At 61.7% G+C, this 12,538-nt stretch carries 13 protein-coding genes; 2 read left to right on the forward strand and 11 right to left on the reverse strand.

All coding sequences use genetic code 11. The features are described from left to right. Position 1: 1 nt before the first annotated feature. Positions 2–1,285, reverse strand: a complete 1,284-nt coding sequence (gene gshA / locus HWX34_RS06055; protein WP_178971403.1) for a glutamate--cysteine ligase — start codon at positions 1,283–1,285, stop codon at positions 2–4. 163 nt (positions 1,286–1,448) lie between these two features. Next, positions 1,449–2,396 carry a carbohydrate kinase family protein gene (locus HWX34_RS06060; protein WP_178971404.1) on the reverse strand — a complete coding sequence of 316 codons (948 nt, stop codon included), beginning with the start codon at positions 2,394–2,396 and terminating at the stop codon, positions 1,449–1,451. Between the two features lie 138 nt (positions 2,397–2,534). Between HWX34_RS06060 and HWX34_RS06065 the strand changes: the two genes are divergently transcribed. After that, entirely contained in the window at positions 2,535–3,023 is a 489-nt protein-coding gene (locus HWX34_RS06065; RefSeq protein WP_062788406.1) for a TlpA disulfide reductase family protein, read from the forward strand. Positions 3,024–3,103: 80 nt separating this feature from the next. Here the strand turns inward: HWX34_RS06065 and HWX34_RS06070 are convergent, their stop codons facing one another. Beyond that, positions 3,104–5,125, reverse strand: coding sequence for an NADPH-dependent 2,4-dienoyl-CoA reductase (locus tag HWX34_RS06070; RefSeq protein ID WP_178971405.1), 2,022 nt, complete (start codon positions 5,123–5,125; stop codon positions 3,104–3,106). A gap of 221 nt (positions 5,126–5,346) precedes the next feature. Here HWX34_RS06070 and HWX34_RS06075 point away from each other — a divergent pair, with 221 nt between their 5' ends. Beyond that, positions 5,347–5,715, forward strand: coding sequence for a DUF1294 domain-containing protein (locus HWX34_RS06075; RefSeq protein ID WP_178971406.1), 369 nt, complete (start codon positions 5,347–5,349; stop codon positions 5,713–5,715). Here HWX34_RS06075 and HWX34_RS06080 read toward each other — a convergent pair. From HWX34_RS06080 to pal, 8 genes are all read right to left on the reverse strand, one after another. Further along, on the reverse strand, positions 5,712–6,692 hold the full coding sequence (locus HWX34_RS06080) for an alpha/beta hydrolase (protein WP_255496591.1): 981 nt from the start codon (positions 6,690–6,692) through the stop codon (positions 5,712–5,714). The genes HWX34_RS06075 and HWX34_RS06080 overlap by 4 nt on opposite strands. 96 nt (positions 6,693–6,788) lie before the next feature. Then, the gene (locus HWX34_RS06085; protein ID WP_178971407.1) at positions 6,789–7,370 is read right to left on the reverse strand and encodes a GNAT family N-acetyltransferase; all 582 of its coding nucleotides are present in this window, start codon (positions 7,368–7,370) and stop codon (positions 6,789–6,791) included. Between the two features lie 133 nt (positions 7,371–7,503). Beyond that, positions 7,504–8,385, reverse strand: coding sequence for a phosphoribosylaminoimidazolesuccinocarboxamide synthase (locus tag HWX34_RS06090; RefSeq protein ID WP_178971408.1), 882 nt, complete (start codon positions 8,383–8,385; stop codon positions 7,504–7,506). A 111-nt stretch (positions 8,386–8,496) separates the two neighbouring features. Beyond that, positions 8,497–9,627, reverse strand: a complete 1,131-nt coding sequence (locus tag HWX34_RS06095) for a 5-(carboxyamino)imidazole ribonucleotide synthase (RefSeq protein ID WP_178971409.1) — start codon at positions 9,625–9,627, stop codon at positions 8,497–8,499. Beyond that, on the reverse strand, positions 9,628–10,116 hold the full coding sequence (gene purE, locus HWX34_RS06100) for a 5-(carboxyamino)imidazole ribonucleotide mutase (RefSeq protein ID WP_159880069.1): 489 nt from the start codon (positions 10,114–10,116) through the stop codon (positions 9,628–9,630). A 121-nt stretch (positions 10,117–10,237) separates the two neighbouring features. Further along, positions 10,238–11,059: a CPBP family intramembrane glutamic endopeptidase gene (locus tag HWX34_RS06105; protein WP_178971410.1), complete on the reverse strand. Its 822-nt coding sequence runs from the start codon at positions 11,057–11,059 to the stop codon at positions 10,238–10,240. Between the two features lie 54 nt (positions 11,060–11,113). Continuing rightward, positions 11,114–11,869 (reverse strand): tol-pal system protein YbgF, encoded by a 756-nt coding sequence (ybgF, locus tag HWX34_RS06110; RefSeq protein ID WP_178971411.1) that lies wholly within the window; start codon positions 11,867–11,869, stop codon positions 11,114–11,116. Between the two features lie 130 nt (positions 11,870–11,999). After that, a complete protein-coding gene (pal, locus tag HWX34_RS06115; protein WP_178971412.1) occupies positions 12,000–12,530 on the reverse strand; it encodes a peptidoglycan-associated lipoprotein Pal in 531 nt (176 codons plus the stop codon). Positions 12,531–12,538: the final 8 nt, after the last annotated feature.

A 12,538-nucleotide genomic window follows, 5' to 3' on the forward strand; every position in this document is an offset into this window, starting at 1 on the left:
CTCAGTCGCGCTCGGGGTCGGTGTTTTCCAGCTCCAACGCTGCCGCCAGCAGCGCCAGACGGGCAATCACACCATAGGCGTAGAAGCGGTTGGGCGCACAGTCCGGCGAGCCGTGCTTGTCCGGCAGGCAGGGGGTTTCGAACGACAGCGGCACAAACTGCATGCCCGGTGCATTGAGGTTTTCGTCAATGCCACGACCGGTATGCACGCGGTAGAAACCACCGGTGACAAAGCGGTCCATCATGTACACCACCGGCTCGGCCACCGCGTCGTCCACGGTTTCGAAGGTATATACGCCTTCCTGCACGATGACTTCGGAAACTTCCAGCCCCTCTTTCACCACCGACATCTTGTTGCGCGCCTTGCGGTTCAGGCCGATGACTTCTTCCGGGCTCTTCACGCTCATCACGCCCATGCCGTAGGTGCCGGCATCGGCCTTGACGATGACGAAGGGGTCGTTCTTGATGCCGTATTCACGGTATTTGACGGCAATCTTGTCCAGTGTGCCGGCCACGGCTTCAGCCAGCGCGTCCTCGCCCTGACGGGCATGGAAATCCAGCCCGCTACAGTTGACGAAGTAGGGGTTGATCATCCACGGGTCGATGGAAATCAGCTGGGCAAACTGGTCGGCCACCTGATCGTAGGCGGTGAAGTGATTGCTCTTGCGGCGCACGGCCCAGCCGGCGTGCAGCGGTGGCAGCAGGTTTTGTTCCAAATCCTTCAGGATGTCGGGAATACCACCGGACAGATCGTTGTTCAGCAGCACCACGCAGGGGTTGAAGCCATCGGCCAGCCGCAGGCGATTGCCCTGGCGCAGGATGGGTTCCAGCTTGACAATGTCGCCGCCGGCGCTGGTCAGCTCGGTGACTTCGGTGATTTCCGGGTTCAGCGTACCCAGGCGCACGCGCAGACCGGCCTGCTCGAAAATATGTACCAGCGTGGCCACATTCTGCAGGTAGAAGGTATTGCGGGTATGGTTTTCCGGAATCAGCAGGATGCTGCGTGCTTCCGGACAGACCTTTTCCACCGCAGCCTGCGCGGCCTGGACGGAGAGCGGCAGGAAGTCCGGATTCAGGTTGTTGTGTCCGCCAGGGAACAAATTCATGTCTACCGGGGCCAGCTTGAAACCGCTGTTGCGCAGGTCCACCGAGCCGTAAAACGGTGCAGCATGGTTATGCCACTGACTACGGAACCAGTGCTCGATATGGGGTTGGGCGGTCAGGATGCGGCTTTCCAGCTCCAGCAGCGGGCCGGTCAGTGCGGTGGACAGATGTGGGACGGTCATGGGCTCCCCTTGGCGTCGGATGACTTGCGAGTAATTGGTCTATGGTGGGGGTTGGCCTGGGGGAATTCAACCCTTTTGCATGAAGGAATGCTTCATCGCGTGCCATGGGGAAGCGCGCGGTGTGCCATCAGGCACGCGCTTCCCCCTGCGTGATGCTGGCCGCTCAAGCCAATGGCCATACTTCCCCGTAGGTGCGCTGGTACATGGCCTGCAGCTGTTCCCAGTCGAAGAAGTGGTTCTGGCAACCGGCGGTGGTCACCTTGATGGCGCCGATCATATTGGCCAGACGCCCGGTCAGTTGCCAGTCCAGCTGACGGCTGATGCCGAACATCAGCCCGGCGCGGAAGGCATCGCCACAGCCCATCGGGTCCACCGGCGGCTGCGGCATTTCCACCCGTGGCAGATGGATGTGGTCGGTCCCCACGTAGAGATCCGCCCCGCGCGAGCCACGCGTCACCACCACCGCCTGCACCTTGCGGCGCAAATCATCCACCGTCAGCCCGGCACGTTCGCGCATCAGTTCGCTTTCGTAGTCATTGATGGTGATATAGCTGGCCAGTTCGACAATCTGGTGGATTTCTTCACGCGACAGCAGCGGCAGCTCCTGGCCCGGGTCGAAAATGAAGGGAATGCCAGCTGCGGACAGCTCCTGCGAGTGCTGCAGGAAGGCAAGATGGCCACCGGGCGACAGGATGGCCAGCTCTACCGGTTGCTGGATATCCGCGATGTGATTTTCAGTGGAAAAATCCATCGCGCCGGGATGAAATGCCATCAGCTGGTTGCCGTCTTCATCGGCAATGCCGAAGCACTGAGCGGTATATTGCTTGCGGATCAGCCGGATATGGCTGTCATCCACCCCGGCGCGCAGCAGGTGCTGGCGATAGGGCTGGAAGTCCTCGCCCACCGTGCCCATCACCAACGGCTTTTCGCCCAGCAGGGTAAGGCTGTAGGCGATATTGCCCGCCATGCCGCCAAATTCGCGTCGCATGGTGGGAGCCAGGAAAGTGGTGGAAATCTTGTGCAGCTGATCGGGCAGGATCTGACTGTCGAATCGACCGTGAAACGAGAACAGCGTATCGTAGGCGAGCGCCCCGCATACCAGGAGAGACATGCTCACTCCGAATAAAATTCAACTGAACATTTTAACATGAAACTTTTTTGTGCATGCGGAGCGAAACTTGCGCCTGCGCCCTCTCTCCAAAGGCAGCAAACCCGTTTTCCCATTCTGCAAGCCCGTTCCGGAGGCCACATGAACCTGACATCCTTGCGCGCCACGCTGCTGGCCGCCCTGCTCTGCCTGCTGCCGCTGGCTGCCAGCGCCGCCCCCACGCTGGCGCAAACCCGTTTTACCGACCAGAGCGGCAGTTCGGTGTCGCTACGAGCGTATCAGGGCAAGGTGGTGCTGGTGAATTTCTGGGCCACCTGGTGCAGCCCCTGCCGCGAAGAAATGCCCATGCTCAATGCGCTGCGCGAGAAGCTGGCTCCCAAGGGTGTGGAGGTAGTGGGTGTGGCGCTGGACAACAAGACGGAAACCTACAATTTTGCCCGCCAGCTGAAAATCAACTACCCCATCGTGCTGGGCGACAGCGACACCCTCAGCCTGCTGCGCAGCCTGGGTAATCCGGCTGGTGCGCTGCCTTACAGCATCATCCTGGACCGCAATGGCAAGCAGGTGGGCAGCCTGCTGGGCCGCCTGAACGAAAAGAACCTGGAAGACACGCTGCGGCACTTCCTGTAAGCCTTGCGCCAGCCCGACAACAAAAATCCCCGCCATAGTCGGCGGGGATTTTCATTGCTGCTAGCTGGTGGCTGAAGCAATCAGAGGCTGGCCGCCAGCTCGCTGCCTTGCCGAATGGCACGCTTGGCATCCAGTTCTGCCGCTACATCGGCACCGCCAATCAGGTGTACCGTTTTACCGGCATCCAGCAAGGGCTGTTGCAATTCGCGCAGCGGGTCCTGACCGGCACAGATGATGACGTTATCCACGGCCAGCACTTGCGGCTCATCCTTGATGAGCACATGCAGGCCGGCATCGTCGATCTTCTGATAGCTGACGCCGGACAGCATCTTCACCTTTTTCATTTGCAGGCTGGCGCGATGAATCCAGCCGGTAGTCTTGCCCAGGCCATCCCCCACCTTGCTTTGCTTGCGTTGCAGCAGGTAAACCTCGCGCGGGCTGGCATGCGGCTGCGGGCCTTGCGGGCTGAGGCCGCCAGGGTTTGCCACCTGCATGTCCACCCCCCATTCCTGCATGAAAGCAGCCACATCCAGGGAAGTCGACTTGCCTTCATGCGTCAGGAATTCCGCGGTATCAAAACCGATGCCGCCAGCCCCGATGATGGCGACACGCTGGCCCACCGGCTTGCCGTGCTTGAGCACGTCCAGATAATTCAGCACCTTGGGGTGGTCGATGCCGTCGATCTGCGGCAGGCGCGGCGCAATGCCGGTGGCCAGCACCACCTCGTCGAAGTCACGCAGCACGGCGGCATCGGCGCGGGTGTTCAGCCGCAAGGTCACACCGGTTGCAGCCAGACGACGGTCGAAATAACGCAGGGTTTCGTAAAATTCTTCCTTGCCGGGAATGCGCTTGGCCACATTGAACTGACCGCCGATTTCACTGGCGGCATCAAACAATGTCACCTGATGGCCGCGCTCGGCGGCAACGGTGGCACAGGCGAGGCCAGCCGGGCCGGCACCCACTACGGCAATCTTCTTGGGTTGCACCGCCGGAGTGTAGTTGAGTTCGGTTTCACGGCAGGCACGCGGGTTCACCAGACAGCTGGTGAGCTTGCCCTGGAAGATGTGGTCCAGGCAGGCCTGATTGCAGCCGATGCAGGTGTTGATTTCATCGCCCTTGCCTGCCGCCGCCTTGTTGACGAAATCCGGATCAGCCAGAAAGGGGCGTGCCATCGACACCATGTCGGCACAGCCACTGGCCAGAATATCTTCCGCCACCTCCGGGGTGTTGATGCGGTTGGTGGTGATGAGCGGAATCTTCACCTGACCCATCAGCTTTTTGGTGACCCAGGCAAAGCCGCCACGCGGCACCATGGTGGCAATGGTGGGCACACGCGCTTCATGCCAGCCGATACCGGTATTGATGATGCTGGCACCGGCGCCTTCGATCTCCTGTGCCAGCTGCACCACCTCCTCCCAGCTGCTGCCGTCCTGCACCAGGTCCAGCATGGACAGGCGATAGATGATGAGGAAATCGCTGCCCACCGCGGCACGCACGGCCTTGACGGTTTCGATGGCGAAGCGGATGCGGTTTTCAAAGCTGCCGCCCCAGTCATCTGTACGCTTGTTGGTGGCACGGGCGATGAACTGGTTGATCAGATAGCCTTCCGAACCCATCACCTCGACGCCATCGTAACCGGCTTGCTGGGCCAGTCTGGCGCAGCGGGCGAAGTCGGCAATGGTTTGCCACACCTCGGCGTCGCTCAATTCACGCGGGCGGTAGAAGTTGATGGGCGCAATCAGCGGCGAGGCCGACACGCACTTTTCCTGAAAGCTGTAACGACCGGAATGCAGAATCTGCAGCGCAATCTTGCCACCTGCCGCATGCACGGCATCCGTTACCTTGCGGTGGTCCGGCACGTGCTGTTCATCGGCCAGCATGGACGCGCCTTCGGCCACACAGCCTTCCGCATTCGGTCCCACCCCGCCGGTCACGATCAGGCCGACACCGCCACGGGCGCGTTCGGCGTAGAAGGCGGCCATCTTGTCGAAACCACCGGGCGCTTCTTCCAGGCCGGTGTGCATGGAGCCCATCAACACGCGGTTTTTCAGTGTGGTAAAGCCCAGGTCCAGCGGGGCCAGCAAATGCGGATATGCAGTCATGTTTCGTCCTCGTCGACGTGGCGAGCAGGCGCTCACCCTGATTGTGGTTCAGCCGCCGGTCGTTTGCCGGCATGGCGTGCATTATTGTCACTCGACAATACTTACTAGTAAGTAAGTTGTCAACGCAAGCCATTTCCGCAGTCTGCTGCTGATTACCCTGCCCAGCAGGCTTGGCCTGCCATGACAGGCTGCTTACACTGTGTCTTTTTGCTGGAAAACCCATGCCCCTGCCCCGCCCGCTGGCCAATCTGCTTGCCCTGCCACCCTTGCTGGCTGCCGGCAGCTTTGCGCTCACCGACAGCCTGTTCTGGCCTGTCCTGCTGTACCTCACCATGAGTGTGCTGACCTTTGCCGTCTATGGCTGGGACAAGCGCCAGGCCGTGCATCACGGTCGGCGCACACCGGAAAAACTGTTGCACTGGCTGGAGCTGGCAGGCGGCTGGCCGGGTGGTTTGCTGGGCCAGTACTGGCTGCAGCACAAATCCAGCAAGGGCAGTTACCAGCTGATGTTCTGGCTGATCGTGCTGGCCCACTGGCTGTTATGGGGCAGCTGGATTGCCTGGCGCTGGCATGTGGCGCATGCGGTCTAAGCGCGCCGTCGCATTGCCGCCTGAATGGCCGTATCCAGCCATTGCAGCAGGTCGGTCACCACTTCTTCCCGATTGGTTTCGTTGAACATCTCATGCCGGCCGCCGAGGTAAACCTTGCTGCTGACATTCAGCAGGCCGGCCTCCCGATAGCGGATTTCCAGCTGACCCAGCGCCAGCTGCCCCAGGCTGACCGGGTCGCGGCTGCCTGCCAGCAGGTAGACCGGACAATGCCGGGGCAAACTATCGCGGGCTTTGGCCTCGCCCCTTTCCAGCGCGATGATGCCGCCAAACAGGTCCGCCCACAGTCCGGGCGTGGGGTCGAAACCGCATAAGGGATCGGCCAGATAGGCATCCACTTGTGCCGTATCGCGCGACAACCAGTCCGCCGTGGTACGGGCCGGGAAAAAGCCCAGATTGAAGCTGCCAAAAATCAGTCTTGCCATGAAAGCGGATGGTGCATCGTCCCCACCCAGCTTGCCTGCCAACCGGGCCAGCTGGCGCAGCAGCCAGGCCAGCGGACGCTGGCGGTAACCGGTGGCCGACAACACCAGCCCATCCAACACCGCCCCGTATTGCAAAAAGTAATGCCGCGCCATGAAGGAACCCATGCTGTGGCCCAGCAGGATCAGCGGCACGTCCGGATGCTGGCTGGCGACAAACTGGCGTACATGGTCAATATCGGCCAGCACCTTGTTCCAGCCATCCTGCGCAGAGAACCAGCCATGCCGGGCCGCGTGCGGGCCATGGCCGCGATGGTCGTGGGCGTAGACCGCAATACCGTGTTGCGCCAGTTGCTCCGCCACGCGCTGATAACGGGCAGCGTATTCGCTCATGCCATGGCAGATCAGCAAAGCGGCACGTACCGCCATGCCTGCGGGCGGCTGCCAATTGCAGCCATGAATGCGGTGGCCATCGGCCATCTGCAAGGTGAAGTGCTCCATGTTTTCCTCGTTGCCGGTGGTGCGCTTGCCGGCCATGCCGGGGACGCAGCTGTCGTTATCAGGCTGCGCGCAGGCGCAGGCATGGCTTAAGAAAACACGAATCGGCAGGGAATGACAACCGCAATACTGCAATCAGGCCAGCATCCGCGCAGGGTCGAACTGCGGATTGGTCAACGAGGTGAGCACATGGTCGCGCCATGCGCCGTTGATATACAGGTAATTGCGCGCCAAGCCTTCTTCGACAAAACCCAGGCGCTGCAACAGGGCAGCGCTGCGCTGATTATGCGGCTGGTAATTGGCTTGCAAGCGATGCAGGCGCAAGTCGTCAAAGGCAAAGCGGATGATCTCGCTGACCGCCTCATGCATCAGCCCCTGTCCTTGCAAACTGTGGTCGATGCCATAGCCCAGGTGGGCGGCCTGAAACACACCGCGCACGATATTGCTCAGACTCACCGTCCCGACGATGCGCTGCGGCTCTTCCGGCAAGGTGAGCAAATAGCGCGCACACACGCCCTGCTCCCAGCCCAGTGCCTGCTGGCGAAGCTGCATTGTCCAGTACAGCTCGGTAAAGAACATGTCGCCGGGCTTGGGGTCCCACGGGGCAAAGTGCTGGCGGTTGGCCACCTGGTAGTCCAGCACAGCACGGGCCAGCCCGGTATGGGGTGGCAGCAACTGCAAACGCGGTGTGACCAGCACGGCTTGCAAGGTGGTCATGAGGCTCATCCTTCGACAATGAGGGCAGACAGGCAGTGTAAGCGTTGCGCCATGCCACACTCAAGCGCCACCCAGGATGCGACAACGCCCGGACAGGCCGGGCGTCGGGTCTTGCAGTGCTGCGCGTGGCGGCTTAGTTGCCGGTCAGGCGTTCCAGTGCCTCGCGGTATTTAGCCGCGGTCTTTTCGCGCACGTCCAGCGGCACGGCCGGGGCCGGGGCCTGCTTGTTCCAGCCGGAGGCTTCCAGCCAGTCACGTACGAACTGCTTGTCGAAGGACGGCGGATTGGTTCCGGCAGCATAGCTGTCAGCCGGCCAGAAGCGGCTGGAATCCGGAGTCAGCGCTTCGTCCATCAGCACCAGGGTGCCGTCTTCGTCCAGGCCGAACTCGAACTTGGTATCGCAGATGATGATGCCGCGCTTGGCTGCAAATTCCGCTGCGGTCTTGTACAGCAGGATGGCAGTATCACGTACTTTGGCGGCCAGTTCGGCACCGACAATGGCTTCGCACTGTGCGTAGCTGATGTTTTCGTCGTGGTCGCCCACCGCGGCCTTGGTGGACGGGGTGAAGATGGGCTCGGGCAACTGGCTGGATTCCTGCAGGCCGGCCGGCAGCGCAATGCCGCACACGGTGCCGGACTTCTGGTATTCCTTCCAGCCGGAACCGGCCAGATAACCGCGTACCACGGCTTCAATCGGCACGGCCTTCAGGCGCTTGGCCACCACGGCGCGGCCTTCCACTTGCGGCAGGTCTTCGGCGGACACCACGTCTTCCGGCTTGTCACCGGTCAGGTGGTTGGGCACCACGTCCTTCAGGGTTTCAAACCAGAAGTTGGAGATGGCGGTGAGGATCTGGCCCTTGGCCGGAATCGGGTCGTCCAGAATCACGTCGAAGGCGGACAGACGGTCGGTGGCGATCATCAGCATGCGCTTGTCGTCGATCTCGTACAGATCGCGTACCTTGCCGGAGTAGATTTTCTTCAGGCTTTTCAGATTGGTGGTGTTGAGTCCGCTCATGACACGTCCTTGCTAAAGGCTGGGCCACCCTGCCTTGTGGGCGGGCTGGCGATTTTGAAAACTTGTCGGCTCCGCAGCCAACGGCTTGTCAGCTGGCGGAGCCGGAATGGCTTACAGCGTATCCTTCAGCGCCTGTGCCTGTTCCAGTGCCTCGTCGGCAGTGGCGGCCATCACGTTGAAGTGGCCCATCTTGCGGCCCGGACGCGCCTGCTTCTTGCCGTACAGGTGCAGCTGGGCGTTGGGGGCCTCGGCCAGCACGTCCCAATTGGGTTCGCGGCCGTCTTCCTTCCATACATCACCCAGCAGGTTCACCATCACCACAGGGCTAAGCAGGTCGGTACGGCCCGGCAGCAGGCCGCACATGGCGCGCACTTGTTGCTGGAACTGGTCTGTGAGACAGGCTGTCAGGGTGTAGTGGCCGGAGTTGTGCGGGCGCGGGGCGATTTCATTCACCACCAGGCTGTCGTCAGCCAGCACGAAGAATTCCACCGCCAGCACGCCGATGTAATCCAGCGCTTCGGCCAGGTTTTGCGCCATCTCTTGGGCGGATGCCGCCAGTGCCGGGGCAATGCGCGCCGGGACAATGGACACGTCCAGAATGCCGTTTGCGTGGCTGTTTTCTGCTACCGGAAAGACTGCCATCTGCGCTGCGCTGACACGGGTGACAATGGCCGATACTTCCAGCTTCAGGTCCAGCATTTTTTCCAGCACACAGGCCTGGCCACCCAGATTGGCATAGGCGGCGCGGGCTTCGTCCTGGGTGCTGACCCGTACCTGGCCCTTGCCGTCGTAACCCAGACGGGCGGTTTTCAGGATGCCGGGCAGATAGGGCGTAAGGTCGACCTGGATGTCTTCCATGCTTTCAATGGCCAGATAGGGCGCAGTCGGCAGACCGGCCTTGTTGATCCAGGCTTTTTCGGCAATGCGGTCCTGCGCGATGGCCACGCAATCACCGGACGGCGATACACGGGTGGTGCGGGCCAGCTCGCGCATGGCGTCGGCATTGACGTTTTCAAACTCGGTGGTGACGGCAGCACAGGTCTGCGCCAGCGTCTTGAGTGCAGCGGCGTCATTGAACGGGGCGCACAGATGTACGTCGGCAAACTGGGCGGCCGGCGCATTGGCGTCCGGGTCCAGCACCGTCACGCGGTAGCCCATGGTCTTGGCCGCCACGGCGAACATGCGGCCCAGCTGGCCGCCACCGAGAATGCCCAGCATGGACGGTGGCAGGATGGCCGCCATTTATTCCACCTCCGGCAAGGTCATGCCCAGCACGGTTTCTTCCTGGCGCTTGCGGAAGGCAATCAGCTTTTCCGCCAGTTCCGGCACGGCATTGGCCAGCATGGCCACGGCAAACAGCGCGGCATTGGCGGCACCGGCTTCACCGATGGCAAAGGTGGCCACCGGAATGCCCTTGGGCATTTGCACGATGGACAGCAGCGAATCCTCGCCACGCAGGTATTTGGACGGCACCGGCACGCCCAGCACCGGCACATGGGTCTTGGCGGCCAGCATGCCCGGCAGGTGGGCAGCACCGCCGGCACCGGCGATGATGGCTTTCAGACCGCGCGCGGCGGCAGTTTCAGCGTATTGGAACAACAAATCCGGAGTACGGTGGGCGGAGACGACGCGGGTTTCGAAAGCGACACCGAAGTCTTTGAGCACGCGCGCGGCGTTCTGCATGACTTCCCAGTCGCTATTGCTACCCATCACGATGCCGACTTCAATCATGGCGGTGAAGCTCAGGGAGGAATAAAGACGTGATTTTACCTGAGAGCCGGGTAGTGCCGGAATGGTTTTTTATTTTGATATCAAGACAGTTGCACCATCTGTCGCAGACGCTGTCTCTGGCTCAGCCCGGACGCGGGTAGGTAAACAGCAGCAAGTGCGCGGTATTGAAGGCCAGATGGGCCAGTGCGGCCAGTGCCACCTGCCGGGTGGCGGCATACACCAGGCCGTAGCCCAGGCCTGCCAGACTGGCCAGCCCCACCCAGCCCCAGCCCCCCGCCACATGGGCTGCGCCAAACAATAGCGAGGCCGCAATCAGTGCGGGCAGAGGCTCCACCCGGTTTTCCAGCCAGCGTTGCAGGCCATGCCGGAACAAGGCTTCCTCGGGCAAGGCGGTCAGGAAGAAATTGGCAAACAGCCAGGGTAACAGCCAGGCTGGCAGCTTGGGGGCATAGGCGACCATGCCGCTTTCCTGTGCCAGCGCCAGCACCAACACCAGCAACAGCAAGCCCACCGCCGCCACGGTGCCACCCCAGGCCCGGCCACGATGGGGAGCATCATGCAGGCCCAGCAGCAACAGCCAGCCGGCCACGCCCTTGTCAAAACTCCAGAACAGCCGATAGGGCTGACTGTCCGGTGTCAGCTTGCCCTGCCACAGCAGTGGATTGTCAAAACCGGGTAGCAGATGCAAGGCCAAGGCCAGCAATAGCGCCACCCACAGCACAAACCATGCAGGGCGGGGAAAGCGGTACACCACGTAGCTGAGTCCAGCTGCCAGTAGTACAGCCAGCAAGCCCAGCAGCTGCAACAGGCCGCAATAAGCCGCCAGCCCGATGGCAGCAGTACCGGCGAGCAGCGAGGAGCGCGGCAGACCAAGGCATTGCAGCAGCAAGGCCATGGCCAGCAGGCCAAAGCTGGCCTGTTCGATAAGGGCGGGTAGCATCATGAGGTGGGCTCAGCCCGCCTGCCGACATGTGCCGTGCAAGCAGGCTGTAAGGACTTACATCTTGGTGAGCTGCTCGCGCGCTTTCTGGGCGGCGGAGCTGGACGGATACAGCTTGATCAGCCGTTTGAGTGTGGCCTTGGCAATATCCACCTGCCCCAGATCGCGCTGGCAGTTGGCAACGTTGCGCAATGCATCAGGTGCCTTGGGGTTGTCCGGATATTGCTCGGCAAAGCGGCGGTGGATTTCGATGGCGGCATCGTACTGACGCTGTGCAGTATGGGCGACACCCAGCCAGTACAGGGCATCGATCGCCTGCGGTGCGCTGGGGTTTTGCTGGATGTACAGGCTGAGTGCCGCCGTTGCCTTGGGAAAATCACGCGCGCGCAACAGGTTCAGCGCCTTGTCGTAGTCCGGGCTGGTCTGGGTATCGGTCGCAGCTGCAGGCTGGCTGCTGGCCGGCTGGCTGGCCGCCTGCTGGGCGGCGGCTTCCTTGCCGGCGCTCTCCAGATGGCTCAGACGGCCATCCAGATCGTTATACAAATCGTTCTGACGCTTTTGCGTGGTTTGCAGATTGTAGTTGGCCACTTCCACTTCGCCGCGCAGCTTGGCGACTTCGGCTTTCAGGCTTTCCACCTGATTGACCATTTCCAGCAGCTTCTCGTTGGACAGCTTGCTTTCCACTTCGGTAAGGCGGGCATTGGCCTGACGATTGACCTGGTCGATCTGGTAGCGGGTGGCTTCGATATCGCTGGTGGTGGCGCAGGCAGACAGGGTAAGCAGCAGCGCCGCGCTGAGGGCAAGGCGTTTCATGGGGCGGTTCTCGGTCCGTTGCATACAGGATGGCCGGACATCATAGCAGCCTGAAACAGGTTTCTGGCTAGATGTCCGGCCTGATGGAGTGGCAAGTCGGCAAGGCCGCAACAGCCTGCCCTACCCTGCCTTATTCGCCGTTGTACAGAATGTCGGCGCGGCGGTTCTCAGCGAAATCAGCCTCGGTATTGCCGGTAGCCTTCGGCTTTTCCTTGCCCAGGCTCACTGCTTCAACCTGGCTGTCCTTCACGCCCAGTACTTCCAGCGAGCGCTTCACGCTTTCGGCACGGCGTTGGCCCAGGCCCAGGTTGTATTCGCGGCTGCCGCGGGAGTCGGTATTACCCTGGATGATCACCTTGCGGTCGGCATGGTCCTTCAGGTAGCCGGCATGGGCTTCCACAGTGGGCTTGTCGCTGCTCTTGACAGTGGAGGAGTCAAAGTCGAAATACACGCTGCGCTTGGACAGCGGGCTGTTCGGGTCGTGCAGCGGGTCGGCATTCAGCTGGCCTTGGTTGCTGCTGCCGGTATCAGCCGGAGCCACGCCCTGATTGGCAGTAGCAGCCGGGGCGGTGTTGCTGGTGACGGCGGCCGGCTTGGTGCTGGCGCAAGCAGCCAGCAGGGTAACCGTAGCGGTGCCGAGTACGAGTTGTTTCCAGTTCATGCCTTCGC

The sequence above is a fragment of the Aquitalea sp. LB_tupeE genome (assembly GCF_013391415.1).
Classification (GTDB): Bacteria; Pseudomonadota; Gammaproteobacteria; order Burkholderiales; family Chromobacteriaceae; genus Aquitalea.

Excerpts from the sequence above, each read along its gene's own strand:
- HWX34_RS06105 (WP_178971410.1), bottom strand. The coding sequence starts at position 11,059 with ATGATGCTACCCGCCCTTATCGAACAGGCCAGCTTTGGCCTGCTGGCC.
- HWX34_RS06065 (WP_062788406.1), top strand. The coding sequence starts at position 2,535 with ATGAACCTGACATCCTTGCGCGCCACGCTGCTGGCCGCCCTGCTCTGC.
- purE (WP_159880069.1), bottom strand. The coding sequence starts at position 10,116 with ATGATTGAAGTCGGCATCGTGATGGGTAGCAATAGCGACTGGGAAGTC.
- HWX34_RS06070 (WP_178971405.1), bottom strand. The coding sequence starts at position 5,125 with ATGACTGCATATCCGCATTTGCTGGCCCCGCTGGACCTGGGCTTTACC.
- HWX34_RS06075 (WP_178971406.1), top strand. The coding sequence starts at position 5,347 with ATGCCCCTGCCCCGCCCGCTGGCCAATCTGCTTGCCCTGCCACCCTTG.
- pal (WP_178971412.1), bottom strand. The coding sequence starts at position 12,530 with ATGAACTGGAAACAACTCGTACTCGGCACCGCTACGGTTACCCTGCTG.
- gshA (WP_178971403.1), bottom strand. The coding sequence starts at position 1,285 with ATGACCGTCCCACATCTGTCCACCGCACTGACCGGCCCGCTGCTGGAG.
- ybgF (WP_178971411.1), bottom strand. The coding sequence starts at position 11,869 with ATGAAACGCCTTGCCCTCAGCGCGGCGCTGCTGCTTACCCTGTCTGCC.
- HWX34_RS06095 (WP_178971409.1), bottom strand. The coding sequence starts at position 9,627 with ATGGCGGCCATCCTGCCACCGTCCATGCTGGGCATTCTCGGTGGCGGC.
- HWX34_RS06080 (WP_255496591.1), bottom strand. The coding sequence starts at position 6,692 with ATGGCCGGCAAGCGCACCACCGGCAACGAGGAAAACATGGAGCACTTC.
- HWX34_RS06090 (WP_178971408.1), bottom strand. The coding sequence starts at position 8,385 with ATGAGCGGACTCAACACCACCAATCTGAAAAGCCTGAAGAAAATCTAC.
- HWX34_RS06060 (WP_178971404.1), bottom strand. The coding sequence starts at position 2,396 with ATGTCTCTCCTGGTATGCGGGGCGCTCGCCTACGATACGCTGTTCTCG.
- HWX34_RS06085 (WP_178971407.1), bottom strand. The coding sequence starts at position 7,370 with ATGACCACCTTGCAAGCCGTGCTGGTCACACCGCGTTTGCAGTTGCTG.